This is a genomic window from Leptolyngbya sp. CALU 1928 (assembly GCF_056784215.1).
In genome coordinates this window covers 3,042,603-3,069,402 of record NZ_JBXBCE010000001.1, presented here as the reverse complement: position 1 = coordinate 3,069,402, position 26,800 = coordinate 3,042,603, and the positions used below count along the sequence as shown (strand labels likewise).

Annotated in this window: 29 protein-coding genes and 1 pseudogene; 16 read left to right on the top strand and 14 right to left on the bottom strand. The window is 46.3% G+C overall.

The features are described from left to right. Positions 1–136: 136 nt before the first annotated feature. Both AC1S5B_RS14350 and AC1S5B_RS14345 read right to left on the bottom strand, forming a co-directional pair. Positions 137–1,639, bottom strand: a complete 1,503-nt coding sequence (locus AC1S5B_RS14350) for a protein kinase domain-containing protein (RefSeq protein WP_482036351.1) — start codon at positions 1,637–1,639, stop codon at positions 137–139. Positions 1,640–1,644: 5 nt separating this feature from the next. Next, on the bottom strand, positions 1,645–2,670 hold the full coding sequence (locus AC1S5B_RS14345) for a LysR substrate-binding domain-containing protein (RefSeq protein WP_482036350.1): 1,026 nt from the start codon (positions 2,668–2,670) through the stop codon (positions 1,645–1,647). Between the two features lie 198 nt (positions 2,671–2,868). Here AC1S5B_RS14345 and AC1S5B_RS14340 point away from each other — a divergent pair, with 198 nt between their 5' ends. The 3 genes from AC1S5B_RS14340 (at position 2,869) to AC1S5B_RS14330 (ending at position 4,936) form a co-directional block, all read left to right on the top strand. Then, the gene (locus AC1S5B_RS14340) at positions 2,869–3,756 is read left to right on the top strand and encodes a hypothetical protein (protein ID WP_482036349.1); all 888 of its coding nucleotides are present in this window, start codon (positions 2,869–2,871) and stop codon (positions 3,754–3,756) included. Positions 3,757–3,902: 146 nt separating this feature from the next. Further along, positions 3,903–4,388: a 2Fe-2S iron-sulfur cluster-binding protein gene (locus AC1S5B_RS14335; protein ID WP_482036348.1), complete on the top strand. Its 486-nt coding sequence runs from the start codon at positions 3,903–3,905 to the stop codon at positions 4,386–4,388. Between the two features lie 74 nt (positions 4,389–4,462). Continuing rightward, a complete protein-coding gene (locus tag AC1S5B_RS14330; RefSeq protein WP_482036347.1) occupies positions 4,463–4,936 on the top strand; it encodes a globin family protein in 474 nt (157 codons plus the stop codon). Here AC1S5B_RS14330 and AC1S5B_RS14325 read toward each other — a convergent pair. Both AC1S5B_RS14325 and AC1S5B_RS14320 read right to left on the bottom strand, forming a co-directional pair. After that, positions 4,933–5,874: a cation diffusion facilitator family transporter gene (locus AC1S5B_RS14325; protein WP_482036346.1), complete on the bottom strand. Its 942-nt coding sequence runs from the start codon at positions 5,872–5,874 to the stop codon at positions 4,933–4,935. The two genes, AC1S5B_RS14330 and AC1S5B_RS14325, sit on opposite strands and share 4 nt — an antisense overlap. Before the next feature lie 120 nt (positions 5,875–5,994). Beyond that, positions 5,995–6,435 carry a heavy metal-responsive transcriptional regulator gene (locus AC1S5B_RS14320; RefSeq protein ID WP_482036345.1) on the bottom strand — a complete coding sequence of 147 codons (441 nt, stop codon included), beginning with the start codon at positions 6,433–6,435 and terminating at the stop codon, positions 5,995–5,997. Positions 6,436–6,552: 117 nt separating this feature from the next. Here AC1S5B_RS14320 and AC1S5B_RS14315 point away from each other — a divergent pair, with 117 nt between their 5' ends. The 3 genes from AC1S5B_RS14315 (at position 6,553) to AC1S5B_RS14305 (ending at position 11,515) form a co-directional block, all read left to right on the top strand. Then, positions 6,553–6,897, top strand: a complete 345-nt coding sequence (locus AC1S5B_RS14315; protein WP_482036344.1) for a DMT family protein — start codon at positions 6,553–6,555, stop codon at positions 6,895–6,897. 159 nt (positions 6,898–7,056) lie between these two features. Further along, entirely contained in the window at positions 7,057–9,324 is a 2,268-nt protein-coding gene (locus AC1S5B_RS14310; RefSeq protein ID WP_482036343.1) for an FdhF/YdeP family oxidoreductase, read from the top strand. Between the two features lie 772 nt (positions 9,325–10,096). After that, positions 10,097–11,515 (top strand): glycoside hydrolase 100 family protein, encoded by a 1,419-nt coding sequence (locus AC1S5B_RS14305; RefSeq protein WP_482036342.1) that lies wholly within the window; start codon positions 10,097–10,099, stop codon positions 11,513–11,515. Between the two features lie 87 nt (positions 11,516–11,602). On the opposite strand, the gene AC1S5B_RS14300 is transcribed toward AC1S5B_RS14305, so the two are convergent. The 6 genes and pseudogenes from AC1S5B_RS14300 to AC1S5B_RS14275 all read right to left on the bottom strand — a co-directional run bounded on the left by AC1S5B_RS14300 (position 11,603) and on the right by AC1S5B_RS14275 (position 15,366). Beyond that, positions 11,603–11,962 carry a DUF5615 family PIN-like protein gene (locus AC1S5B_RS14300; protein WP_482036341.1) on the bottom strand — a complete coding sequence of 120 codons (360 nt, stop codon included), beginning with the start codon at positions 11,960–11,962 and terminating at the stop codon, positions 11,603–11,605. After that, positions 11,959–12,252, bottom strand: coding sequence for a DUF433 domain-containing protein (locus tag AC1S5B_RS14295; protein WP_482036340.1), 294 nt, complete (start codon positions 12,250–12,252; stop codon positions 11,959–11,961). The genes AC1S5B_RS14300 and AC1S5B_RS14295 overlap by 4 nt, the downstream gene beginning before the upstream one ends. Positions 12,253–12,400: 148 nt before the next feature. Continuing rightward, positions 12,401–12,643, bottom strand: a complete 243-nt coding sequence (locus AC1S5B_RS14290; RefSeq protein ID WP_482036339.1) for a hypothetical protein — start codon at positions 12,641–12,643, stop codon at positions 12,401–12,403. A gap of 41 nt (positions 12,644–12,684) precedes the next feature. Beyond that, positions 12,685–12,864, bottom strand: coding sequence for a hypothetical protein (locus AC1S5B_RS14285; RefSeq protein WP_482036338.1), 180 nt, complete (start codon positions 12,862–12,864; stop codon positions 12,685–12,687). A gap of 159 nt (positions 12,865–13,023) precedes the next feature. Further along, positions 13,024–14,238, bottom strand: a pseudogene (locus tag AC1S5B_RS14280) (ISNCY family transposase); the annotation flags it as partial. Between the two features lie 144 nt (positions 14,239–14,382). After that, positions 14,383–15,366, bottom strand: a complete 984-nt coding sequence (locus AC1S5B_RS14275) for a hypothetical protein (protein ID WP_482036337.1) — start codon at positions 15,364–15,366, stop codon at positions 14,383–14,385. A 495-nt stretch (positions 15,367–15,861) separates the two neighbouring features. Here AC1S5B_RS14275 and AC1S5B_RS14270 point away from each other — a divergent pair, with 495 nt between their 5' ends. The 3 genes from AC1S5B_RS14270 (at position 15,862) to AC1S5B_RS14260 (ending at position 19,328) form a co-directional block, all read left to right on the top strand. After that, on the top strand, positions 15,862–16,692 hold the full coding sequence (locus AC1S5B_RS14270; RefSeq protein ID WP_482036336.1) for a helix-turn-helix transcriptional regulator: 831 nt from the start codon (positions 15,862–15,864) through the stop codon (positions 16,690–16,692). Between the two features lie 85 nt (positions 16,693–16,777). Continuing rightward, positions 16,778–17,725 carry a 7,8-didemethyl-8-hydroxy-5-deazariboflavin synthase subunit CofG gene (cofG, locus tag AC1S5B_RS14265; protein WP_482036335.1) on the top strand — a complete coding sequence of 316 codons (948 nt, stop codon included), beginning with the start codon at positions 16,778–16,780 and terminating at the stop codon, positions 17,723–17,725. A gap of 127 nt (positions 17,726–17,852) precedes the next feature. Continuing rightward, a complete protein-coding gene (locus tag AC1S5B_RS14260) occupies positions 17,853–19,328 on the top strand; it encodes an MptA/MptB family glycosyltransferase (protein WP_482036334.1) in 1,476 nt (491 codons plus the stop codon). On the opposite strand, the gene AC1S5B_RS14255 is transcribed toward AC1S5B_RS14260, so the two are convergent. Further along, entirely contained in the window at positions 19,320–19,685 is a 366-nt protein-coding gene (locus tag AC1S5B_RS14255) for a hypothetical protein (protein WP_482036333.1), read from the bottom strand. The genes AC1S5B_RS14260 and AC1S5B_RS14255 overlap by 9 nt on opposite strands. A 101-nt stretch (positions 19,686–19,786) precedes the next feature. Here AC1S5B_RS14255 and ndk point away from each other — a divergent pair, with 101 nt between their 5' ends. Beyond that, positions 19,787–20,236, top strand: a complete 450-nt coding sequence (ndk, locus tag AC1S5B_RS14250; protein WP_482036332.1) for a nucleoside-diphosphate kinase — start codon at positions 19,787–19,789, stop codon at positions 20,234–20,236. Between the two features lie 10 nt (positions 20,237–20,246). Here ndk and AC1S5B_RS14245 read toward each other — a convergent pair whose 3' ends face one another. Continuing rightward, positions 20,247–21,038 (bottom strand): TerC family protein, encoded by a 792-nt coding sequence (locus AC1S5B_RS14245; RefSeq protein ID WP_482036331.1) that lies wholly within the window; start codon positions 21,036–21,038, stop codon positions 20,247–20,249. A gap of 283 nt (positions 21,039–21,321) precedes the next feature. On the opposite strand from AC1S5B_RS14245, the gene psaM reads away from it, so the two are divergent. Then, positions 21,322–21,417, top strand: a complete 96-nt coding sequence (gene psaM, locus AC1S5B_RS14240; RefSeq protein WP_482036330.1) for a photosystem I reaction center subunit XII — start codon at positions 21,322–21,324, stop codon at positions 21,415–21,417. A gap of 319 nt (positions 21,418–21,736) precedes the next feature. After that, positions 21,737–22,174 (top strand): slr1601 family putative cell division protein, encoded by a 438-nt coding sequence (locus AC1S5B_RS14235; RefSeq protein WP_482036329.1) that lies wholly within the window; start codon positions 21,737–21,739, stop codon positions 22,172–22,174. A gap of 98 nt (positions 22,175–22,272) precedes the next feature. Here AC1S5B_RS14235 and AC1S5B_RS14230 read toward each other — a convergent pair whose 3' ends face one another. Next, positions 22,273–23,118, bottom strand: a complete 846-nt coding sequence (locus AC1S5B_RS14230) for a tetratricopeptide repeat protein (protein WP_482036328.1) — start codon at positions 23,116–23,118, stop codon at positions 22,273–22,275. Between the two features lie 387 nt (positions 23,119–23,505). Between AC1S5B_RS14230 and AC1S5B_RS14225 the strand changes: the two genes are divergently transcribed. The 4 genes from AC1S5B_RS14225 (at position 23,506) to AC1S5B_RS14210 (ending at position 25,937) form a co-directional block, all read left to right on the top strand. Continuing rightward, on the top strand, positions 23,506–23,970 hold the full coding sequence (locus AC1S5B_RS14225; RefSeq protein ID WP_482036327.1) for a hypothetical protein: 465 nt from the start codon (positions 23,506–23,508) through the stop codon (positions 23,968–23,970). 96 nt (positions 23,971–24,066) lie between these two features. Further along, positions 24,067–24,624, top strand: coding sequence for a glutathione S-transferase family protein (locus AC1S5B_RS14220; RefSeq protein ID WP_482036326.1), 558 nt, complete (start codon positions 24,067–24,069; stop codon positions 24,622–24,624). 64 nt (positions 24,625–24,688) lie between these two features. Next, positions 24,689–25,366 (top strand): TIGR04283 family arsenosugar biosynthesis glycosyltransferase, encoded by a 678-nt coding sequence (locus AC1S5B_RS14215; RefSeq protein ID WP_482036325.1) that lies wholly within the window; start codon positions 24,689–24,691, stop codon positions 25,364–25,366. A 100-nt stretch (positions 25,367–25,466) separates the two neighbouring features. Then, positions 25,467–25,937 (top strand): hypothetical protein, encoded by a 471-nt coding sequence (locus tag AC1S5B_RS14210; protein WP_482036324.1) that lies wholly within the window; start codon positions 25,467–25,469, stop codon positions 25,935–25,937. An 11-nt stretch (positions 25,938–25,948) separates the two neighbouring features. Here the strand turns inward: AC1S5B_RS14210 and AC1S5B_RS14205 are convergent, their stop codons facing one another. Further along, a complete protein-coding gene (locus AC1S5B_RS14205; RefSeq protein ID WP_482036323.1) occupies positions 25,949–26,758 on the bottom strand; it encodes a DNA adenine methylase in 810 nt (269 codons plus the stop codon). Between the last annotated feature and the right edge of the window lie 42 nt (positions 26,759–26,800).

The window sequence follows — 26,800 nt, the reverse complement described above, 5'->3', positions numbered from 1 at the left end:
TCTACTACTTAAATGGCTGAGAAAGTAGTAGCAGAGCGCATTAATCTACACAAATATTCTGGTGGTCTGCCCAAACTGCCAAAGTTTAGAGCGCAAAGGCTTGAATAAATGACTATTCTTTGTTGAGCATGAATTCTCAGAAAAATTTGGCAATCAATAATGAAAGCAGTTTGTAGACCAGTCGAAATAAGGTCGTGAGAGCGATCGCCAATAGTCCTGCCATCACCGCCAAGGCGATCGCCGTTAGCCAAGGACTACCAGCCAACGGCGAGATCGCCAACCGTTTCAACCACGACAGCCCAAACACACCGCCCACACTCAGCCCAGCAATAATGACCAAATCCGCCCGTTCGATAATGCGGCGTGACTGGGCAAGAATCAGACCCACCAGCAGCAACAGCCAAAAACCGCCGCTAATGAAGGTGGTGCCCAACACGCTGATCAGGGCGATCGCTAACAGCCCTGCCTCAAAGCCAGTAAATCCGGCATTTGCCAGTAGCTCCAAAATAGAAAAGGGCGCAATCGCCGGAGGGAAACCAGCGGATGCAATGGGTTGGGGCTGAGCAGGCTGAATCGGTGTTGGCTGATTTGGGATAGGAGCCGCTGGAAATACCGTAGGCGACGGCGATGAAACTGCAACAGGAGTAAGCTGTGGAGCCGTTTGTTTCAGCGGGGTCGAGGGCAAAACAGGCGACCCCAAACTGCCTCCCAACGCAGCCAGCGTTTCAGCCGCAGATTGGTAGCGCTGACTGGGTGCTGAGCGCAACATTTGATCCAAAATGTCGGCTAGGCGATCGCTGATGGAGCAGTGCGATCGCCATTGCCAAGTATTGCTATAGGTGTCTAATAATTCACTGGGCTGCTTGTTGGTCAGCAACATGAGGCAAGTGACTGCCAAAGCATACAAATCACTGGATGGATACACCTCTCCGCCTGCCATCTGCTCCGGTGGCGCAAATCCTTCAGAATAAATTCCAGTTGATTTGACCCCGGCTTTGGTTGCTTGCCGTACCGCGCCAAAATCAAGTAGGTAAATATGCCCGTTGCGATGCCGCATGATGTTAGACGGTTTGATATCTCGATGGATGGAGCCGTTGTCATGGACAAATTGCAGTACTTTGAGAATTTCTTGCAGCACATTTACGAGGTTGTCTTCCGAAAATGCGCCAGTTTTCTCCAGTTCTTGCTCCATGGTCTGTCCGTCGATATATTCCTGCACCAAGTAGAAAAATCGATCATCTTTGCTGGCTTGAGAACTGGGCACTGCTAATTCAAAGAAGGCAAACAAATCAGGAATTTGTGGATGGGCATTGCCTAAATCTTCCAGTGCCTCGGCTTCTCGCTCAAATAAATCCTGGGCAATTTGCAGTTGCTTGGCGCTAAGGGTGTTGGCAGGTTGAAATTGCTTAACCACACAGCGACGGAGACCGGGAGTGTAGCGATCGCGCGCCAAAAAAGCGGCTCCAAATCCCCCTTGCCCCAACAGCTTTTGCGGTAAATAGCGCCCTACTAAGATCAGGGGCATTCCGCAATTCGTGCAAAATTTCTGCTGAACCGTCTTCAGCGTTGCCGGGTCATCCAGATCGGTAAAAAAATTTTCAGGTCTGCGGCAACCTGGACGGGTGCAATAGAGATCCATAGACGTTACACATCAATATCCGATCCTACCCGTGCAACATGCTCCAAACTAGGCGCGATCGCGGGAATCGACTCCGTATGGGCGATCGTATATCGCTGTAGTTCTGCTGTGTAAGAGGCAAACTTTGGCAAAATTTCTTTACAAAACGCCTCTGCTGCCTTAGAACGATACCGATTGGGGTTAATAATCACCGATAGCATCCGTTTAACGATCACGTCCTCGATCTTTGTCCGATGCAGCACCCCCATTTGCAGTTCTTTCTCGATCGCTGAAATAGAAACAAACGCCGCACCCAAACCAGACTGCACCGCATTTTTAATTGCCTCAATCGAATTAAGCTCCATCTCAATCTTTAAACGGCGCGTTTCAATCCCACAGCGGGTTAGCACCTGATCAATCACCTTGCGAATAGTGGATTGAGAATCCAAAGCAATGAACTGGAGTTTGTATAGATCATCTTTTTGAATAATTTCCTCTCGTGCTAACGAATGACCAATTGGCAAAATTAGTGCGAGTTCATCTTCTGCATAGGGAATAATCTCTAAAGAGTCTTGCAGTTCAGGCGAAATTTCACCGCCAATAATTGCCAGATCAATTTGTCCATTTGCCACACTCCAGGAGGTGCGCCGAGTTGAATGCACATGAAGCTGAACTGCAACATCAGGATATTTTTGCCGAAACATGCCAATCATGCGCGGCAGTAAATAGGTTCCGGTGGTTTGACTGGCTCCCACAATTAAGGTTCCACCTTGCAAATTTTGCAAATCTTCAATGGCTCGACAAGTTTCTTGACATAAGGTCAGGATTTTTTCCCCATAGCTCAACAGCAGATGTCCAGCTTCGGTTAGTTGCGCCCGTCTACCGCCTCGATCAAACAAGGGTACATCCAACTGACGCTCTAGGTTTTGGACTTGTAAACTAACGGCGGGTTGAGAGACATATAAACTATCAGCAGCCCGTTTGAAGCTCCCCTCAGCAGCGATCGCTTTGAGAATACGAAGTTGATCTAAGGTAAAAGGAAGGTCAGACATAAAGCTAAAGCTAAACCTGAAGATGGAAAGGAGTCGAAGAATTTACCTATGAGATACCGTCCAATGAAGATGATCAGGATCAAATCATTCTGAGGCTTCTAAGACCAAAACCGTAGCATAGATAAACTATGAAATAATCTGTAGAACCTCTAAGTCTTGAATTCGGTACATGATTGTATCAAAACGTAAAAAGAGTATATGAAACAGGAAGTTATCCAGGACTTTCTGAATTTACCAGGAATTGCGGGTCTTGCTTTGATAGATAAGCGATCCCGCCCCTATTTCTGTGGAATTGATCACGCTTTAAACTACCAACAAAAAGAAGCCTTAGCTCAAGGTATTTTGCAAGTTGTGGACACCATTCCCGAAGGGTTTGAATCGTTTAAATTTCAGTTTGCTAATTATCAAGTTCATATTCATAAGCTTGATGCAGGCATGATTTTACTAGTTCTAACTAAAAGTGGCTTGGTCTATTCTGAATACAAACAAACTATTAAAACCTTAACGATCGCCCTCCGTGAAAATATGGCAGACGCGATCGCTACTTTTCGCCTGTTAACTGGTTCTGCCACTCTGCCAGGATTGAGCCATCCCCAACGTCCTCAAGCCAATACCGCTACCCAAAACCGTACTTCAGCCCCAACATCTCCCTCTGCACCACGTTTTTTCTCCAGTGTTAGTACTGAAATAAAGTCGATCCCTTCAAACGGCGATCGCCCTGAGGGTGTCCAATCCTCTGCGGCTAGTTCCGATATTACCCTCGATGATCTTTTGACCGCTTTGAATACTCTCAGTCAGGTCACAACCCAGTATTTAGGAGTTCATGTCGTCGTCAACTATTGGAAATCAACCTGTCCCAACCATGAATGGTTAAAACAGTTTCAAATTGAGCGATCGGGGCAATTTAGCCTACCTTCAAGCACCTCCCAATCGTTACAAAATTTAGTCAGCCCTCAAGAACTGCTCTGGATTCAAGAATGGGTTGCCACCTTCATCACGCGATGCTCCCAAGTGATCCGCGACTTTCCATCCCTGATTAATCAAAAAGTCTTAACAAATGAACAAAAAGTCTTACTTTTGGGATGACTGGAAATAGGGGGCAGGAGCCAGGTTTCAGGGGTCAGGTTTTAGGGTCAAAGAAAAAGCCGAAACCTAGCACCCGAAACCTGAAACCTTCTTCCCTCACTCAAAACTCAAAACTTCTTCATTTACCATTCCACCCCTTTACTTTTATGGCTAAAACCGTCCGGCTTGAACCTATTTCTCAAGACTCCTCCGTTGAAACGAACGGCAATCTATTATCAATTTTGATTAACAAAGATCTAGATGTGTTAAAAGAGTGCGGTGGGCGTGGTCTGTGTGCCACCTGTCATGTGTATGTGAAAAGTGGCATGGATGGGCTGTCTGCTGTGAATCGGCGAGAGCAGCGCACCCTAGAAGTGATTACTACCTGCAAGCCCAATTCTCGGTTAGCGTGTCAGGCGCGAGTGTTAAACAATGGCGTAGTCGTAGAACTGCCGCCGGGGATGTATATCAATTCGATTAAAGATATTGAAGCGCTGATTGGTCGGCGGGCTGAACAGGATTTGCTTCATCCGATTACGGGTCAGGTTTTGGTGGAAGCAGGTAAGTTGATTACGCGATCGATGATGAAGCAAATTGAGGATAAAACGAGTTTTAATATGGGGCAATTTTTGGTGAATAGTACTGATGTCTAGCGTTTAGAACTTGCAGTTTCAGACAGTATGGTAGGTGATATGGGAAATAAAGGACTGATGGAAGAGGGTGCTAAATGCTGAGCCAACTGCAAAAACTAAGCTATGAAACGGATGGGCGGTATGCCACGGATGAGGAATTAGAGTTTTTGAGCGAGTTTGGGCGCTCGTATTATTTGAGGATCGAAACTTATCAGCGGTTGCAATCAATGGAAGCGATCATTGTGCAGCAGGTGTTGACTAAGATGCAGTTACTTGAATCGTCACTTTTCTACGGCAACAATGCGGATCTGACGGCAAAGTGGCGGCGGGATACGATTCGAGTGTTGCGGTATTCCGCGATCGCCATGTTGCTGAATGATCCCGATTCGTTGCGCGAACGGGTGCTATTTTGGTTTCGGACTATTATGAAGGCGTTTAATGCTGAACGAAGCTGTAATGTGACCTACGCGGTGATGCAGGATGTAGTCAAAGATCATCTAACCCCATCTCAAGCAGAGTTGTTTTGCCCCATTCTAGAAATGAATCGACAGGTTTTGGGTGCGGTTTAGATGCTTAAAGGAAGCGCGATCGCTGGCAGTGAATCGGCGCAGGGTTGACCCTGACAGGGATTCACTTCTATAACGACATGAGCCAGAGATGGAATGCTAGACAGCAATGCTTTGTAATAGTCGGGGGCTTTTGGATAGTGTGTCACCAGCGAAATTGTTGCGGCTAAGTGATGCGACCCCACTAACCACAGATGCAAATCAACCACACGATTATCAGAATCTTGTTCGATCGCCGATAGAATTGCGGCTTGCGTTTCTCGATCAACTGCCCCATCCAACAATACAGAACTGCTGTCTTGCACTAACCCAAATGCCCAGCGCGTGATCACCGCCACACCCACCAATCCCATGATCGGATCTAGCCAATTCCAAGCCAGAAACTTGCCAGCAAGCAGGGCAATGATGGCAAGAACCGACGTAAGCGCATCCGCTAGAACATGAAAATAAGCAGCCCGCAGGTTGTGATCATGATGCTCGTGTTCATGGTGTTCTTTTAGCAAAAAACCACTCACTAAATTCACCAGCAACCCCAGCAGCGCGATCGCGATCGCTTGGTTGAACTGAATCATTTGTGGCTCCAATAAACGAGCGATCGATTCAATTGCCATCACACAGGCAATCACCATCAGCGCCACAGCACTCGCAAACCCGCCTAAAGCATTTACCTTGCCCGTTCCAAAGGTATATTTTGAACTGTTGGCATATCGACGAGCATATCGATAAGCAAAGATAGTCATTCCAAAGGCGGCGACATGGGTTGCCATATGCCAACCATCCGCCAACAGCGCCATGGAACCAAAGAGAATTCCTGCCACAATCTCAATCACCATAGTGATAGCAGTCAGAGTAATGACCTTCTGAGTGCTTTTTTCCGCAGCACCATGATCATCGGAAAAGTCATGGGAATGTTGCCACGAATCGAGATGATGAATATGCATATAATAATCCTCCTAAAAGTGCCTGTCTCTGATTGTTGAACTCTCTGACTGTTTAACTTGCGTAAGCCTGATTGACGATCTAGAAACGGTCAGCGATCGCAAATCGGTCACAATACTCAACTATTGAGATGCGATGCCAACTTGTAAATTGGGACAAATAGTTTGGGCGGCAATCTCGGCGGAGGGGTGATCTTGCCAACCTGAGAGTAGACCTTGTAACTCCGATCGCAGCAGTTGCAACGCTTCGATTTGCTCGGTAATTTGCCCAACTTTTCTCTGAAGATTTTGCTTGACATCCTCACAAGGCAGTTGCCCTTGATCATGCACCGTCAGAATATCTCGAATCTCGCGTAAACTTAATCCCAACGACTGCGATCGCTTAATGAACGTCAATCGCTGCAAAACAGATAATTCAAACAAGCGGTAATTAGACTTTGAGCGGCTGACCGTCGGTGTGAGCAACCCCTGTTCTTCGTAATAGCGAATGGTTTTAATCGGGAGATCGCTAAGAGTGGCAATCTCCCCAATTTGCAACGTTTTTTCGAGTGTGAGCGTTATCATTCTTTAGTTTCCTCGCTCATTGCAACTGTATTGATACCTAATGTGCAACTAAGATCAGCCCACCTGAGGGAAGTAAGCTACATCCAGATCCTCCTCCTAAGACTATTAGCTTAAAACATGCTGAAATCTATCGTGTTATTAATGATCTCTAATCTGTTTATGACCTTTGCTTGGTATGGTCATTTGAAAGATTTGAGAACGGCTCCACTATGGATTGCGATCTCGGTTAGCTGGTCTATTGCTTTTTTTGAATATTGTTTTCAAGTTCCTGCTAACCGGATAGGGTTTCAATATTTTAGTCTGCCTCAACTTAAAGTACTGCAAGAAATCATTACCATGATTATCTTTGCAGGGTTTAGTGTGGCTTATATGAAGGTTCCTATTACGCGCAATTATGTCTTCGCTGCGATGTTGCTGGCGGGTGCAGCGTACCTAATTTTCAGCGAAAAGCGCGTTAGCTAGAGCAAAAAGCGCCCAGTAAAGTAGATGCCGAACAAGGCGGTGCTTGGCAAAAACTTGGAACTGTCCTAAAGGATGACTCCATATTCAACAGAATCTCTGTAAGATTCACGTTATCCGCACTAAGTACTCTACCACTCAGCTTTTCATCGAGGTTAGCGAATGGATTCTACGCAGCAGAACGTTCAGCCGATTCCACCATTTAATCAGAGCAATGAGAAGACTCCAGCGATCGGAGGTGGTTTGCCAGTCATTGAATATTGGGCAGAACACACAATTTCAACCGAAGGTCCCAAACTTTGGAAAACATTGCTGCATAAAAGTGCGTGTCTATCCTGTTCCTGGGGCACAGGTGGGCAAAAAGGCGGCTTTACGAATGAAGAAGGCGAAAAGCTCCAGCGATGCATGAAAAGTGTGGAATCGATTTCGGCAGAACTCAAGCCCCCTGTTCCCATGCAGGTGTTTGAGCAGCGGAGTGTGGATCAGCTTCAGCGATTGACCTCCATGGAAGCGGATCAATTGGGGCGGTTAGGGTTTCCGATGATTTTGCGAGAAAAAACATCTTACTATGAACGAATTTCGTGGGAAGAGGTCTATCAAATTGCCGAAGCGGCGTTTCGCAAACCGCCCGAACGCGTGGCATCTTACAGTTCAGGACGATCCTCTAATGAGGCAGCGTTTCTGTTGCAACTGATGATGCGGACTTTGGGGTCGAATAACTTGGCAGATTGTTCTGACCTATGCCATGCGCCCTCCACTACAGGGCTAAATAAGATGTTTGGCACTCGTACCTCAATTGTTAGCCTGGAGAATCTAAAAAAGGCTGATTGCGTAGTGCTGGCGGGTTCAAATCCATCCTATAATCAGCCGCGCTTGATGAATGAGTTGATCAAGCTCCGCGATCGCGGGGGCAAAGTGATTGTGATCAATCCCATTATGGAAGTTGGTTTAGTCAAATTTGGCTCACCCGCGTTTCCAGTAAAATCGTTGGTGCCGGGTTCCGAGATTGCCTCTCTCTATCTACAGCCGATTCCGGGTAGCGACACCGCATTGTTTGTCGGTATTCAAAAGTCTTTGATTGAGCAAGGCTTAGTCCAAGAAAACTATCTACGCGCCTACACAGAAGGGTGGGAAGCCGTAGTTGAGCAAGCCAGCTCCACCGCTTGGGAAACCATTACTACCACCTGTGGAGTCTCTCAATCAGAAATTGAAGCCGCCGCAACCATTATTGGTTCTTCTAAAGGCGTTGTCTTTGGCTGGGCAATGGGCATTACGCAGCAAAAAAATAGTGTAGACAACGTCTATAGCATTGCGAATACGGCTCTCCTGTCTGGCAATGTGGGCAAGGAAGGTGCAGGCGTGATGCCTGTTCGGGGACACTCCAACGTGCAGGGATTTGGGTCAATGGGCGTGACGGTGGATCTCAAAAAAGAGATTCAGGAAACGTTAGAAGCCTTACTAGGGCGATCGCTGAGTCCCGTGAAGGGCTACAACACGCGATCGCTGATTGAGGCGGCTGATAATGGCAAAGTAGATACCCTCATTTGTCTAGGCGGCAACTTGTATGGGGCAAACCCAGACTCGGTTCAAGCAAAACGGGCACTCGGCAATATTGAAACCATTATCTATGTAGGAACGAAGCCGAATATCGGACATTTTCACGGATTGGCAAAGGTCAATACGATTATCATTCCGGTGCTTAACCGATTTGAGAATCCTCACAAAACAACGGTAGAGTCAGGCAATAATTTTGTCCGGTTTAATGAGCCGGGTGAAACTCATCTTAAAGAGGTTGATCTGATTCCTGAAGTACTGTTTTTAACGGAGCTAGCGCATCGCATTCATGGCAATGATCCGGTTGATTGGCGCAGATTGCAAGACACAAAATATGTACGGCAACTGATTGCTCAAACGATTCCCGGCTTTGAAAAAATGGCGGCGATTGATGAAACCAATGAAGAATTTACCATTAGCGGACGGATCATCACAGAACCCCATTTCCCCACGCCTTCTGGTAAAGCAACGATGTTCACAACGCCTTTGCCGACCTTATCTCTGCCAGATCTTAAAGATTTTGGAGTACCCGAATCTACCCAAGGAATTGTAGTAGCGCTCATGACAGGGCGCAGTTATTCTCAACACAATACGGTGGTTTATAAAATTGATGACAAGTATCGAGGGATGCCCCATCGCAACTGCATCTTGATGAATCAATCTGATGCAGAACAGGCGGGATTGCAGGCGCATCAGCGCGTTACGGTGAAAGGCAATGTGGGCAAGCTAGAGCAAGTTGAAGTCATTTATGGGGCAGTCCGTCAAGGCTCTGCGTTGATGTTCTATCCTGAAGTCAATGTGATTTTTCATCCAGAAATCGAGACGCGATCGGGAACTCCAGCCTATAAACGTGTACCTGTTTTAGTTCATGCTTAGCCAAGGTCGTGTTTAGCTTTAATAAGTAAACGGCAGCAAAAGGCTCGATGTTCGCTCATAGCGCGAGTTTTGACTACGGGTTTATCTGGGCGTTCGTTAAAATTTCAACCCACTTAGAATTTAAGTGCTAAGGGTTTGAGTGATGAGCGGAGTGGAAGCACGCCCTCAGCTTAGTAGAAACAAACAGTGTCAGATTACATCATTATTTGTTGATTGAACAGTGGACACTACAAACAGTGGAGAGCCGAGGGAGTACTCGAAGTGATGCTCATGCCTTTTCTGTTAGAGAAAGTGGAATTATCCCTTATCAATTGACTGAGGGGTGCGATACATCTTGCAATCTTCATGATTCTCTGGTAAGTGAAGCGATTCCCTTACTAAGAATTTACTGAGATTGATGAATAGAAGCACTAGCCTAGAGATGAGGATTTTTTCCTGAGGCTAGACTGCTTAACTCGTAAAACTACGTTAGAGCGTCATTCTTCTGAATTATTCGCGGCCTATAAAATCTCCATACAGAACGTTCGGTCATCACTCTAAGTAAGATTAAGTTAAGCGTCTGAGTCAATGGTTACAGGGTGCATGTCTAAGGTAAGCAAAGAGGTCTAACCGTTTAGCCGCTTTACTTGCTAGATGAAAGAATTTGCTGTATTTGATTTTGCCAGATTTCTTGTGGAGATGTGCCGCGTCAGCTAGCCTCCACAAAAAATTGTGCCGTTTGATATTAGGTCACTCAATATTCGCAGTTGGAACACAGGAGCGTCAGTTGGCAATGCAATCAACCTTTCTCGTTAAAGAGGCATGGGAACTTTTAGAAAAGTCAATGGTGTATTTTCGGGGGCGACCGGTTGGCACGGTGGCAGCGCGTGACCCATATGTAGAAGCGCTGAACTACGACCAATGTTTTATGCGTGATTTTGTGCCCTGTGCGCTGCTGTTTTTGACGAATGGCAGAAGCGAGATTGTGCGGAATTTTTTGGTTGAAACGCTGGCGCTGCAAAGTAGCGATAAGCAAATGGATAGTTTCAATGCAGGGCAGGGGTTGATGCCTGCCAGCTTTAAGGTGGAACTGTGGGATGAGGAGCAATATCTGACGGCGGATTTTGGCGAACATGCGATTGGTCGGGTGACTCCGGTGGATTCTTGCCTGTGGTGGCTGATTTTGCTCAGAGCGTATGTGAAAGCGACGGGAGATATTGCCTTAGCGCATCAGCCTGAGTTTCAGCACAGCATCATGCTGATCCTGAAGCTGTGTCTTGCCGATCGCTTTGATATGTACCCAACGATGCTGGTGCCAGATGGCGCGTTTATGATCGATCGCCGCATGGGGGTCTATGGGCATCCCCTCGAAATCCAATCATTGTTTTATGGGGCGCTGTGTTCTGCACGAGAACTATTAACCGGGCGCAGGGGCGAATTTTATAAGCAAATTGTCAACCAGCGCTTAAGTGTGTTGAATTTACATATTCGCCAATACTACTGGATCGATCTGAAGCGGCTGAATGAGATCTATCATTTTCGGGGTGAAGAGTTTGGCGAGAGTGCCATCAATAAGTTCAACATTTATCCCGAATCGATTCCCTACTGGCTGACCGAATGGATTCCTGAAACGGGCGGCTACCTAGCCGGAAATTTAGGTCCCGCGCAAATGGATTTTCGGTTTTTTACGCTGGGCAATTTGATGGCAATTAATTCATCTTTGGCAAGCGATCGCGAATCTCAATCCATCATGGATTTAATCGAGCAGCGTTGGCAGGATGTGGTGGGTTATATGCCGATGAAAATTTGCTTTCCTGCTGTGGAAGATCTGGAATGGAAAATTTTGACCGGCTGCGATCCTAAAAATGTGCCCTGGTCGTATCACAATGGGGGCAATTGGCCTGTGCTGCTGTGGTCGTTTGCAGCGGCGGCAGTGAAAACAGGCAGAACGGAACTAGCATGGCGCGCCATAGAAATTGCCGAACGCCGTCTCAGCGAAGATGAATGGGCAGAATATTACGATGGCAGAAACGGTCGATTGGTTGGCAAAGCTTCACGCAAGTTTCAAACCTGGAGCATTGCTGGCTACCTGCTTGCCCGTGAATTTCTAGAGCATCCCGAACATTTATCCTTAATTAGCTTTACCGATGATCCAGAAATGCTGGAGTGGATGTGCTATGCCCGTGAAGGCTACGAGAGTCCAAAGTGCTAATTGAGACTCTTCAACCCTGTGGCTCTTAATGCTTACTTCTTAACGTCTTTCCAGCCTTCATAAACGGCGATCGCGACCCAACTTACATTAATCCCAGTTACTTAAAAACTGGAGGGTATTTTGCATTTCCTCAGCCGAAAGGACGGCTATGATTCGCAAAAGACGACGCATTTGTTCACCGATGCCGAAGCGCTGTTGGCTGGCAAGAATAATTCCCGTATGGGTTTTGCCTATGCTGAGATATTCGGTATGAAGCTGGCAATAATCACCAATGTTGTAGGAGTAGAGGACTCGCCCCAGTGAAATGGCGTAATCAAGATGTTCTGGATCAGCGCGATTAACCATATCCTCCAGATTGGCAGTAGTAACATCGATACCACGGTCAATTAAAGCAGTAACCAAAGCATCAGCCATTGCATCTTCATCCAAGTAGAGCCGAATTTTCATTGCAGAACTTGCTGCTGTTGCGAATATTCTTGCTCTAGCCGCAATGCTTCGGCTTCATCCGCTGCAATTTCGGCATCGATTTGCACTCGGTTGGCGTGGTAGTAAGCTAGGGCAGCATACACGCCAGCGAGCGTTAAATGTCCGTATTGGTGACAAATTTCTTCGGCACCGTGCCCTAGGGTGTACCAGATGGCAATGCGGTGAACGGTAATCCCGGTGCCCACAATTCGGGGTCTGCCATGGCGAATATCGGGTGAACTGGTGAGTAGGGAGTTAATATCAGTAGCCATAATGTCTACCATATCGTGATTTCTTTAAAGTAAGCGATCGCCAACTCTATTCAATAGTGTTCTTCAACGGCTGTCCATACTTCACCGACCTGCTCCCTCTGAATATTTACCGCACTCTCTTCGTCAGTCAATTCATACAACTCACAAACTAATGGATGTCATCCCACAAGTGTTCGAGTGGAATGGTTTTACTTTCCCGTGTTTCCTGCCATGCTTGGCGCAAACCCATTAACACACTGTCCTTTGGCTCATCGTCAGGATCAGGAGTTTGAATCACTTGAGCTAAGGACTGTAACATAAAGTCCTCTAGAGAAAGATTCACCATTTGGGCTTGTTGGATTAGTTGTTGTTCTAATCCATCTGGAATTTGAATGGTGAGTGTTTTAGCCATTTTTATGTCCAACGATGCAAAATAATGAATAACAAAGATCGTTATTTTCCCTCAACGATCGCAATCTCTTCCGGCGTTAATTCATACAACTCATACACCAGTTGATCAATCTGGCGATCGCTCACATTAATTTGTTTCTGAATCATGCTCTTTTGTGGCGGCGTGTTTGCCTCAGCTAATTGTTTATGCAGTGCCAACATTTGCTCAACAAGCTGCACCATGCGATTGTGGTTGGCTTTATCAATCGGGTTATTAAAATCAATGACCCGAATAGCAGCAATTCCAAATTCAAAAATTTAAGAGGAATCAGTGATAGGAGAGGGGTCTGCATCGGAGAGCATAAAGTCAATTAGATGCTGCCAACTATTGAATAGCAAATACTTAGTCAGGCTGAGGATGTCTTGAAAGAAACCCTTGCGAGTGCCCCGTTGGTGGCGAATTTTCTGATAAGACGTGTCCACTAGATGAAGCACTGTATGGAACAGGAAAGCCAGGAGATTGAGCGTGAGCAAAAAGTTGGCTAAATGCTGTTGCCCATGCCCAAAGTTGTGTTCGAGATGGTACCCCTTGGTTTTGAGGACATTGTGATTTTCGTTTTCGGTCTTCCACCGACTTCTACCAGCAGCGACCACTGAGGCAACGGTGGTATGACCCAAGCGATGGTGGGTGATGAAGGCATTGTGGTAGAGCACCTGAGCGTCGTGTTCCCGGGTAACGACCAGTTCGCACCAATTGACCAGCAAGGCGGGTTGAGTGTCCCGAATCGGCACGAGATTGGCATAGCGGTAGTGATAAATCGCTGGAGTGCGCTGGTGGCATTGCCGGATTTCTAGGGTCTCGAGCGCCCCCAAAACCTCAAGCACGTGCAAGCGCTCGTACAGGGCAGGGTGAGAGTCGGGTAGAGCGGTAAAAATGAAGTTTATGCCAAGCTCTATACACTGCTGAACCATCGGTTGACGACTATAGAGGTCATCCCCAAGCAGCGTTATTGGGTGTTGGGCAAATTGCCCCGCATGGGTCTGCATCCAGCGTTTAGCCGCCACCACTTCGCAGTCTTGTTTCACAGACCCATCTTGCGGACTGATAAATTCGGGGGCTAAGGCAATCACCTGCGACTGACCAGGAGCGACAATCACGGGTAGAATCGCGCTATGAAAATAGGTCACACGCCCATTTTTATGCGTTCGAGTTGAACACTGCTGACACTGAATTTTCTGCGAACTGAAATATTGCGTCCCGTCTAAGGTGACTAACAAATGCCCTCCCAAGCAGTGGTATGCCTGCAAGTATCCCCCTTGCCTCAAACCTCGATACACCTGCTCAAACACACCCGTTAGGACAGGTGCAGCCAGGTGATCCAAAATATTGCGGATTTGCGGTGTACTCGGAATTTGAGCTAACCCAAACAATGTTTGAGCGTTATCCTTGCCCTGCCGACTCTGCATTTGCCGTTGGTGCTCCAGGAAAGACTCGCACTGCATGAAAAACACGCTAAACGCTGCCAAGATTGCGTCACTCACGCTGTAGCGGGTGCCGTTACTCGCTTGCCTTGGGTCTTCAATCCGACTGATGGCTTGATGCAGATAGCCTAACAACACCCCAAAACTTAAAGGCAATGATTCCATCACCGTGCTCCCACGAGGTGTTTCCTTATCCTCCAGTCTGATTCAGCGAGTTGTCAAAGTTTTGAATTTGGAATTGCTGGGTTGATAGAGAGTCTAGCGATCGCCCTCAGCCCTTTAAGGGAGGGAAACACCACCCAAACTTAAGTTTGCCAATGCCTGATCGATGTTTAACTCCAAATATCGATCCAGTGCCAAGTAGATCCAGTAGAAAGGGCGATGCTCTTCACAAGTTCGTTGAAACCCAAGTAGCATTCGCAATTCTTCATACAACGGGTGAATCACCGGAGAGTATAAATCGCAGAGGTTCGGAAAATCAGCTTGCATTTGTCGCAACGCATTTTGGGTATCTTTCTGAAATTTGCAAATGTGCTGTGGCTGTAAATAATTGATGTCAATCACCCACGCTCTTAAATAAACAGCCAAACAGTTTTCATCTCCAATCGGAGCCATTTCAACCGGGTCAATCTCGACATTAGAGGTGAGAAAAAAGCTTTTACCTGGAGGACGGGAAAAAACTTCTTCTGATTGAGTTGTTGTGGGATAAAGAATGGCAACCCCGACTGGATTCAGATTATCAGTACGGCGCAAGACTCTAATCCCTTTTGGATAGTCTTGCGACCATTGCCGCAGAATTCTGGCAATTCGCTGGGGCGAGATCGCGCTGTCATCGGCTGCCATGGCATAAGTCTGCCGAATTAGATTAGCGACGGGAATGGCATCGGTACGCGGATTAAACTGATCCGGCACTAAAACCGACGGTAGTTCTATTTTTTCAGCGGTCAGTTCTGGCAGAGAGCGAATGCCTAAACACAGGGTTTGTCCATCAAAACGCTTTTCCAGCAATCCTAGAGCCGCCAATTGATCGATCATCATGCCCGCCGCGCGATCGCTGCCCCGCTCCCGTTGCCCATAAAATAACTCTGCTGCCTCACGATGGGTACAGGATACTAATCCATCCGTTGGACGAAGGTTAACCAACGGTTCCAGGGTGTGAGGGTCTAAATCATGAGTTTGCTTCAGCAGTAAATAAGCCCATAATCGAATGAAATACTCCGCCCGACGACGAGTAATGCCTCCTCGACCAAGCAACTTCGCCACATAGCGTCTTTGGTGTGCTTGAGAAAAAAAGTGTTCAAGATTTTCCGGATCACAATGATCTAGTGGGGCAGAATTAGGCTGAGGAGGCTTCATCAAATTTAAGAAGTCCCTTAAATGGGTGAATACTTTGCGATCGCTTAGGCTGACAATTAAAGAACGTAATACTGGACACAGAAAAGCGAGACTGCCAGATCAGCGATTAGAAATCTGGTTTTCTCATATAAAGCGACTGGTTTCACTTTATAGACGCTCTTCATGTAAGCTGCCCTTCCTCAGAACTGACGTTAGAGTATCCAGTTGAAGGCATTTCATTATCAGATAAATAATTCGATTTAGAGAAGGGATGCTAAAAAAACTTCACCCTTCTTCAGGTCTCTTCGTGTCTCTTCTAAGCGGATCGATCAAGTGCGTCTAGCTTGGCTCATCTGCGGTTTTCTCATTGTGCCTTCACCACAGCAGCCCTGAGAATGAACGCATTCACTTGAGGTGACTTCTATGACCAGCCCCCTACTCACCCAGTCCATTGAACCTTCAGGCTTGGGTTTACTTTTGAGCTATCGCGCCCCTCGACGACAAGCTAGTTATTTGAGTACAGGACGCTCTACTACTTTGCGTGCCCAAAAAGCTTTTGATCGCTCTGCGGATATAGATAAAGACTTAGAGTTTGGCAGATTAAGTAGTCAATTATTAGAGTTAATGCCTCAGGGTGTTTTGGTGGTGTCGCGCAATCTCAACTTACTATATTGCAATCAAAAAGCAAAAGAGATGTGCTTGTCTACGCGGGCAGCAGCAGTGTGTAGCTCTCATCTACCCTCATCCGTTCTGGACGCTTGCCACCGCATGATCCGAGAGGATTCGCCAACTCAAAGAAGCTTGGTGCAAGATTATCTTGCAGCGCATGGGCAAATGATTCGAGTGACGGTGCAGTGGCTAGAGAATGCAATCGATCGCCAATCCAGGGGTTTTGACAAAACCAAATTGATTGATCGAGATAGGGATAGTCAAGAGGCTGACTTAACTCAGCCTTTGGGAATGACTGTTCCCTACGGAAAGCCAGCAGTGTCGCGAGAATCGCGATCGCGGATTGTGGTTTTTTTAGAAAACTGCGATGAGATTTTGCGAGCGGATTTGCACGTTCAACAAAAAAAATATGACTTGACAAAGCGAGAAGCAGAGATTTGGCTGTTGCTGCGAAAAGAACATTCCTATCAAGAAATTGCCGAAACGTTGCAAATCAGTTTGAATACCGTGAAAACTCATGTGAAGAATATCTACGCAAAACGACGCAGTTATCAGGATCAGGAAACTTTTTGGGGCTGCGAATAAGCATAAATAAGGTGTAGGTTTACAGAGAATGGTATTTGGTTCAAGCCGGATGTTTGTTGCGCCTAACTCTTGTCTATCTAAGACAGTGACTTACAGTCCTGCCTATACGCTGGTTCCAACCTATGAATGTTTTAACCGCTGTACTTACTGTAATTTTCGGGTTGATCCGGGGCAACGTCCTTGGTTGAGTTTGATAGAGGCGGAAACAACGCTGCGATCGCTCTCCCACTCTGCCTCACCTGTCGTTGAGATTTTGGTGCTGAGTGGAGAGGTGCATCCCCAAAGCACACGTCGTGCTGCATGGATTAAGCATCTCTATGATCATTGCAAACAGGCATTAGCGCTCGGCTTTTTGCCCCACACCAACGCTGGACCCTTGAGCGTTTCAGAAATGCAACGCCTCAAAACCGTTAATGTGTCGATGGGGCTAATGCTAGAACAAGTGACTCCAGAACTGCTGAAAACGGTTCATCGTGACGCACCGAGTAAGCAGCCCAGTTTGCGCTTGCAACAGCTAATCCAAGCGGGTGAACTGCAAATTCCGTTTACAACTGGACTGCTGTTAGGCATTGGGGAAACCGATCGCGATCGCTGGGAAACCTTGGAGGCGATCGCCCAGATCCATCACCAGTATCAGCATATTCAAGAAGTAATTTTGCAGCCCTACAGCCCCGGCTCACAAGAAGCTTGGGGGGGAACGGCGTTTAGCTCAGAAGCGTTGGTCAGCCTGGTTGCGATCGCCCGCCAAATTTTACCCGCAGATGTGGCTATCCAAGTTCCTCCCAATTTGATGCATCATTCAACTGGTTTAGTGGCTTGTCTGGAAGCCGGAGCTAGAGACTTGGGTGGCATTAGCCCTCATGATGAAGTGAACCCAAATTATCCGCACCGTTTAGAGGGTGAGTTGAGCAACATTTTAGGTGCGAACAATTGGCAACTAGTGCCCCGTCTCCCGATTTATCCGCAGTACGATCACTGGTTAGCTGAGCCATTGACAACCTTAGTACAAAATTGGCGATCGCATCTCAAATAAACTTAACCCCTAGTTTGACCGTGTTTTTTCTAGTCAATCGGTGAGGTGAAAATGAGGCAAACTTGGCAGGTACTTGAAGAAAGTCGTCCACTGCATTGATATCTGTTCTCTGTATGCCCATTCGCAAATGCCAAGACTGGTAAAAACTGCTCCTCAAAACCTGTTTAGCATCGGAGCGCTCCTAGGGGTTGCTCTGCCTGTATCCGTTTATCTATCCATTGCACTGACCCTTTTAGGCTTAGATAAATTTCATTATGTCTTGGCAGGAGGGAAAAGATTTGCGACCTTTCCCAATGCTCCGACCCATTTGAGCATTAGTCTGAGCTATCTAGTTTTGGTGGTGCTTCACTTAATCTGGCTGCTGGGCACTCCTTATTCCTACCGTCCAGATCGCTTTAGGGATATCCTCAAACAGGTCGCCATCTTTTTACTACTTGCTTGGATTGCTTACCCTTTAGGCAACGATATTTATTTATATCTACACTTTGGGCTGATGAATCTCAGCCATGTCGATCCTTTCACAACTTCCGCAGGTGGCTTTGTTTCTGGACTCACCCCGTTTGTGGATTGGAAGCAAACGTCTACCTATGGGCCCATTTCGCAACTGTTGTTTAGTATTTCTGCGGCGGCGATCGCGCTTCATCCTATGGTGGCGGTTTACTTCTTCAAAAGTATCTGCGCGATCGCGCACCTATTCAACGGCTATCTAATCTGGAAAATTTTGCCACCGCTGCAACGCGGAAAAATCACCACAGCCTATTTACTTTGCCCGCTGCTGCTGGTTGAACAAGTTGGATCTGCCCATGTGGATGTGTTTGTGAATACCTGTGTGCTGCTGTTGGCGGCTTATTTGGCAAAAAAACGATATGCCACGGCATTCTTGGCACTATGGGGTGGCTTTTTAGCAAAAACGATTCCCATCATTTGGATGCCGCTACTGGGGCTATTTTTGATTCGGCAGCGGCGCTGGAAACAATTGGCGATCGCGCTGTTGCTCTCTTTGCTCATTGTCACGGCTCTTTCTCTAACCGCGTTGCCCAATTTGCAATCTTGGCGCAGCTTGCTGAATCCTGGAGTTGTGGGGCAATATCAATCGTCCCTGCCAGCGCTGCTACGGGCGAGCTTTGAAACGCTGCAAATTTTTGCCCCTGGATTTCTGCCGCTTGGTGATCAAAAACAGGTGCTTTTACGAACAGCGCGCTATGGTCTGCTGATTTTCGCTACATTCTACGCCTGGACGGTGGTGCAAATGTTTCGGAAGCCTACGTACTCCACCCAAAACCTGATGGAAGCAATCGGCTGGGTGACGCTAGTGCTAATGCTCTACAGCACAGCTTGGTTAATGCCTTGGTATGTCTCAGTGCTATTGGCGATCGCCGCAGTCATTCCTTCTGCCCAAGTTTTCGGTTTGACCACCCTGATGTTTATGGTGTCTAGCAGCGCCATGTATTGGCTGCAAGGAGATGCCGGATTACGAAGCTTCGTAACCTTAGGATTACCAACCTTAGCCTTACTTGTTGGCATCCGAATAAAGGCGAAGGGCAAGCGCGCAGAGTCTCCGCAGGAGTTGGAGCCAGAGGTGAATCATGAAAAGTTAAGGTAAGCGATCGCCCACTTTGCTAACAATAGGCAAGCGTACCGATTTTCGTTGCCACAGCCTCACCATTAGCCATAGGTTGGTCACAAAATAGCCCGATGTTAACAGGCTATTCGTTACCAGCAGCGGCAAAGAAAGCGAGTCTGACGTTTCAGCGCCAATGCCCAACAAAACATAGCCCAGCAACCACGCGATCGTCAGCGTCACCACCGTTTGGCTCAAATCCTGACGCTGCTTGCCGCCCTGTCGATAGTAAAGCGTCCACAATGCCGGGAAAAAACCCACCACAGGAACTAGATACCAAAAAAGCTGAAATTGCTTAGACTCCACCCCATCCAATGAATCATTTTTGTTCACAGGCATCCCCACGCAGACTCAATAATCATACTTTGCACCTCGCACCTCGTACCGCATTTAAGCTAGTCTTGATTTTGTAATGGATGGATTTTTTTGAGGAGTTAACCTTGGAACGGACATTTTTGGCGATTAAGCCGGATGGAGTGCAGCGGAAACTGATTGGTGAAATTATCCGTCGTTTTGAAGCGAAAGGCTTTACTCTGGTTGGCTTAAAGCTAATGAGCGTTAGCCGCGAACTTGCAGAAACTCATTATGGAGTGCATCGCGAAAGACCTTTTTTCCCAGGTCTAGTAGATTTCATCACGTCTGCGCCAGTGGTGGCAATGGTTTGGGAAGGGAAGGGAGTGATTGCTTCTGCTCGTAAAATTATTGGGGCAACAAACCCGCTTAATTCGGAACCTGGAACGCTGCGGGGCGATTTTGGGGTGGATGTAGGTCGCAATATTATTCATGGCTCTGATGCCCCAGAAACGGCTGAGCAGGAAATCAAACTTTGGTTTAAGCCTGAAGAACTGGTTAGTTGGGAACCTGCGGCGATCTCCTGGATTTATGAATAAGGATCGCCCCTTAGTTTTTTGTTTCAACCGGTGATTCGGCTGCCTCAGATATGTCTGGGGCAGCTATTTTTATAGTGGGGATACTGTCTGTCTCAGGTAATTTTGTTGGAAGGGGATGGGTATCAGAGTCCTCTTTTCGCTGAGAAAAACCCCATAGAAACGTGAGTGCGATCGCGGATAGCATTAACCACTCCGGCGGCACTAGGCTGTCATTCACCACCCGCAAGAGCAACCGGAAGCCGACGAAAGCAACCGTGACATAGCCTGCATCTTCAAGATGGGTGAACTCGTCCAACCAGCGGATAAATAGTCCTGCCATAAACCGAAGCGCTACAATTCCAATCGTGGCACCTACCAAGATCAGCCAAGTTTCCTTAGAAACCGCGATCGCGGTGGTAACGCTATCTAAAGAAAATGCCAGATCGGTCACGGCAATCACCGGAATTGCTTGCCACAAAGAATCAAAGCGCGGTCCATGATGGGCGTTTTCTCCCTTGTCTGAGCTTGAAGTAAAATACTGAAACACTAACCACAGCAGGTAGAGTGCGCCAGCCAGTTCAAACTGCCAATAATTTGCCACCCAGGTTGCGGTTAAAATCAAGCTCATCCGCAAAATATAAGCAAATACCAAGCCGATATTGAGGGCACGGCGTTGTAAAGCAGGATTTGGCAAGCCTTGAGCAATTGCAGCAAGGGCGATCGCATTATCGGCTGAAAGCACGGCTTCTAACGCGACTAAAACAGGCAGCAAAAGCAGTGTGTCTGTGCCAAAATTGGGTGAAAAATCAAGCAATTGATCCATTATTTAGTGTTCTCAAAGTAGCAATACTGATAAACCAAGGTAATTTCTTAAAAAGTCACTTTAAAGTCAACAGTAGATATCGATTATGACACTACCCAGGCTTGAAGCTTATGAGTGACGAGCCGGAAATAGCGAATGGCAAATATTCTAGTTCTGATCTCTGACTCCTGTTTTCGCTGCCTTAAATATTGCAACTTGTAACAAGATAGTTCCGAAAGAGCGCATTGTAGCCGACATTAGAGGACGATAGATTTCAAATATTCCAGTTAGGAGTCTTGAAAGGATGTCTTTATCAGATAGTCAGGTTTTTGTTGCACTCGTAATTGCTTTGATTCCCGGAATTTTGGCGTTTCGCCTTTCCACAGAGCTTTACAAGTAAACGCCTTTGTTAGTTTAGAGATACTTAGCCTGTTGTGCAGATTTGGTTCTACAATTAGCGCGACTGTGTGATCCAAGATTTTGGGGATTCAGTCCTGTTAAGCAAGAATAATGACGCGGGACAGGCTTCGTTTTTTCAACTCTAGTGATAGTTTGCCTAGAGCGATCGCGAAACTTTGGCTTAGTCACTTATGACGTTTGAATTGAATATCGATTGTCTCTACGGTTGAAAATATTTTGAATTATTGCCCCCAACTGGGCACAATGAAGTACAGTGTAGGGGATTTAACCCCACTCTTAAGTGAGTTAGAACATTTAGCATGTACGCACTGAAGCCACCACCACCCCAAAAACGCTCCGCTAGACCTTTGCGGGTTGTTCCCAAAGCCCAAGCAAGGATAAAAGCAAAGCCTCGTAAAAAGACTCAGCCTTATCGAGCGATCGCTTATGAAGCCGCCGCTAAGCTTACAGTCAACGCAGTGCTTTCAATCGCCGCCATTGGTGCGCTAGTTCAGCTATTACCTTATCGCGCTTCCCAAGAAATTAAGCTGCAAGAGCTTCAAGTGGCAGTCAAATCTACTGGCAACCGAGTCCAACAGGTGCAATCCAAGTTCAGCTACTACTTCGATCCCAGCCAAGCTAGAGAATCAATGCAGGAGTTAACTGGACGCATTGATCCACAGCGTCGCCAAATTGTATGGAAAGCGCCTGCTGCTGCTGCGGTCAAGCCTTTGAATTCGCCTAGTGTTGCCGAATAAGCCGAAAATTAAAAAACAGAACATTTGGGTCATTCAATAAAGATGTTCAAGCCTAAAAGAATTTGAGCATCTTTTTTCTTAGATTTTGTGGGTTTTTATTATCTCAATGGGTTGAGAAGTTCATTAAGCCAATCGTTAATTTGAAACCGCTTTTTGTAAGATGTATCGGCTTTAGAGCTTATAAGCGGTAAGCGGGAAAGGGCACGACCATAATCTGCAATGGCGTAGTTCCAATCACCCCAACTATGGTAAGTGCGACCCCGCTCAGCATATAAATGTCCTTCCATAGCGGTAGAAACCCCAACTAGGTCGGTCGTGTTTAGAAACTGACTAATTTGAAGTGCGAGATCAAAGGTTTCGATCGCCGCTTCATGGTGCGCCAAATCTCGAAACGTAATTCCTAAATTTAGGCGTGCCCGAATATCAATCGGATCGAGATCAATGGAGGTTTCATAATCTGCGATCGCGGCTTCTAAATTTCCCATAGCAACATAGCAATTCGCTCGATTGTTATACACCTTCGCCATTCGGGGGTTGAGGTGAAGTGCCCGGTTATAATCTTTTAGTGCCTGACTCAAATTTCCTATTTGAAAATACAGCAATCCGCGATTGTTGAAGCTGCTCACATTTTCGGGATTATAGTTAATTAACCAGGTGAATAAGTCGATCGCTTCGGCATAGTGTCCGCGTTGAGCATCGCTTAATGCCTGCTGTCGCAATAAAGTTTCTTGCTCAGTGCGACTTAGATGCGCGTTTGGCAATCCCATAGGGGGCTTTTCCCAGTTTGCAGAGGATGGTGGAGAAAACTCTAAGGCATGACTATAGATATTTTGCTTAGAAAGCATGGACTGTTCTCGACTTGCAACTGCGGTCGGAGCGGACAGGGTCACGCGACGCAAGCGTCTAGAACTGGGTGATTGCATTGGATACATGCGGAAGGTCATACCGTTCTCACGTGAGTAATAAGTTAACTGTAGGGAGCGATCGCCTGAGAAAGCGAAAGTTTTGTGTCACTTGCCTATGTGTCTAATGATTAGACTAGTAAGCGACCGAAACAGATCACCCCAGAGACGCATTTAGATAAAATTCTCTCTGTTAGGGACTACACAGGCTACCGATCAAATTTCTGAAAGACCCGTTAACAAAGCCCGTTAACAAAGGATGAAACACACGACTTTCTGGATCTCCACAGGTGGGAATCCTTGATCCGGATGCGATCGTAACGTTGGCTAACTGATAACTTATCGACTCACTGATTCACGTCACAACGGATGTTGATAAAATAAACTTGATCCAGCCCATGCATTCTTAGAAAGACACTAGAACGACTTATGACCATTGCAATGGCTGATTTAGATACGTCTGATATTGTTGCAGACGATTATGTAGTGTTGGGCTTAGCGACCTGTTTTATCAAAGAAGAGGGCGAAATCTATCAAGTTCAAGTGATTGAGCCAATTCCTTCGGCAGCATTAGAAGCGATTCTTAAAGGAATTACGACTTCCTATGCAACTGCGATCGCGACCACCTTTGGTGCCGTTTTGTCAGATGATACGGTTCATATTCCGGCTGAGTTTCCCGCAGACGCTCAGTTTTGCGATGATTTTGCATTCCGTTTAGTTGCCGCAACTCGAACTTATAAAGCTCGCCCTATCGCCCAAACTTATATTTCTGTGGGCACGGCTAAAAGCGATTTCAACTTTTCGGTTGAGCGGAAACGAGTACTGAACATGCAGCGCACAGTCAGCACTGAAGATAACGTTAAGCAACATGAATATACTCACAAAGTGCTGTAAATCTGGTTAGATCGGTCATTGCTGTTCTCTTAATACTGACCGACCAGATAATTAACTAACCGAACATTTTCAACACTTTTTTTACTGGAGAAGCCAATGTTAAAACTGTATGGAGGTGCCCGCAGTCGCGCATCCATTGTTCAGTGGTATCTGGAAGAATTGGCAGTTCCCTATGAATTTGTCTTACTAGATATGCAAGCAGGTGAACATCGCCAACCTGATTTTTTGGCAATTAATCCGATTGGTAAGGTGCCTGCCATTGTGGAAGGAGACTTTAAGCTATGGGAATCGGGCGCAATTTTGCTATACCTAGCCGAAAAATATGGGGAGCCGGGTTTATCTCTGGAGCGGCGATCGCTGCTGAATCAATGGATTAACTATGCCAATGCCACTATTGGTCCAGCGATGGTTTCAGATGCCAGCCGCGAAAAGGAACTGCCGCGCCATATGACAATGCTGAATCATTTGTTGGAGAATCAGCCGTTCATTTTGGGTGAATCATTTAGTGTGGCAGATGTGGCGGTGGGTTCTCTGCTTGCCTATTGTCAAATGCTGTTTCAGATTGATTTGAGCGCATATTCTGCCGTGGTTAATTATGTGAAGCGGTTGTCTGAGCGTTCTACATGTCAAAAATCAATTCTAGGAATGAAGTAAGCGTGATCTATGCACCGCGATCGCCCGATGTTGTTAGCTTTTGCCCAGCAGAGTCGCTTTTTTAGTGGCAATCTCAATTGTGATTCCGGTATTGAATGAGAGTGTTCACCTCGCTCAAACGTTAACAGCGGTGTACGCAGCCGCAGACGTTGAGGTGATTGTGGTGGATGGCGGCAGCAGGGATGATACGGTTCAAATTGCTCAGGCATTTGGAGCAGTCGTGATTCACTCTCAACCGGGGCGTGCTGTTCAGATGAATACTGGAGCCGCGATCGCAACGGCTCCCAATCTGCTGTTTCTCCATGCCGATACTTGCCTACCCCTGGGCTATGACGGGCTGATTCACCAAGCCTTAGCACAACCTGGAGTTGTTGCGGGTGCGTTCGATTTAGCGATCTCAGGATCACAGATCGGCTTGCGACTGGTGGAGTGGGGCGTTAAATGGCGATCGCATTTATTTCACATGCCCTACGGTGACCAAGGGCTTTTTTTGAAAGCTGAGACATTTCACAGGTTTAAGGGATTTCCAAACCTGCCGATTATGGAAGATTTTGTATTGGTACAACAGTTGAATGAACTGGGAAAAGTGGCGATCGTTGCAGCAACAGTTTCGACCTCCGATCGCCGTTGGAAAAATCTCGGCATCTGTAAAACCACCTTAATCAACCAAATGATGATTTTAGGATACTTTCTTGGCATTCCTTCCATAACACTCGCCCGATGGTATCGATCAATCAAGTAGGGCATGAAGATTTGGTTTTTCCCTGTTAAAAAACTCTATCTAAAGTGATAGTTACTAAATCTAACGGGTATCCTAAATTTAAGGTGAGTGATATTCCATTGTGAAAAGAAATCTCTTTATGTTCAGCCAGTTCTGTTCGCGCTCCTTAGGTTCCCACTCTTTAAGAACTACGCTGCACTCTATAATTGGGAAAACGATTTTTTCGATTTCTGCAGCCAGTCTATTTGCTTTGGTTCCGATCTCGATCGCAAACAGCCAAATCTCAAGCACACCGCCTCTTCAGTCGCAAACGCAGACTACAAAAGCACAATTTTTAACTCAGTTTCCCCACCATACTTCTGCCTCTTCTACGCTGGGTTTCTTAGTCACTAACTATTCAGTTTATTGTCAAACAAATGGTTCCGAAACCACGGATGTTTTCACACCTAAACCTTTATGTGGTGGGCAAGGTGGAGAAGACGTTACACCCCAAACTACAGTAGACAATATTTCCTCTTTTCTAGCCACTCCACTAGAGCCAATCGTCTTGTTTCAAAACGATAAAGCTATCTTACTGCTTGGTGATCTATAAAACCCTTGCCGTCAAAGGTTGAGTCCTTTAGTTGCAAGAATTTCGGTTGCGGGTCGGCGATCGCCATTACAAGAGATTCGTCTTGGTGCTTCCAAAAAATTTATCGAAAAACCAAGGCTTTGATAGAGATCCACAATTCGCTGAGTTGCCTGGTTAGAAGCAACGACAGGACCGCTGTAAGAAGCTAACCATTCAGCTAAGCGTATTTGATCGTCCCACTTAAAATCGTTAGCACTATATCTAGTGAATTGAACATCATAAGGAGGATCAGCATAAATAAAATCAGTCGATTGCAAAGGCAAATTCACAAAATCAACTGAGGAGAAATGCCATTTTTTCAATATAGGAACATACCCAAAAAATTCCTTAGGGTAATTAATAGTTTTATACCGACCAAAAGGGACATTAAATTGGTTTTTACTATTAAATCTACACAGTCCGTTATATCCTGTACGATTCATAAAATAGAAAAGATTAGCAGCCTCTTTGCTGTTTGCCTCTCCGTTGAGAATAAGCTGATTAAAGCGATCGCGGCATAAATAGTAGTAGTCTGAATTATTTTCAAAGTCAACATCTATTTGAAGTCCTTGCTGAAGCCAAAAATAGAAGTTCATTAAGTGATAATTGAAATCATTGAGCAGTGCTTTTTTGGGTCGCAAACCAAGAGCAACTGCCATTCCTCCAACAAAAGGTTCTACTAATCTACAGTAAGAATGTTGCTTCCATATTGACTCTAAAGTAGGTACAAGCCAACGTTTTCCTCCAGCCCATTTCAACGGAGGGTTCAAAACTTCATACTTAGTTTGTAATTCAGCAACCAATTGGTTTCATCTCACTGATTTAAGACAGTACTGCAAAAAAGG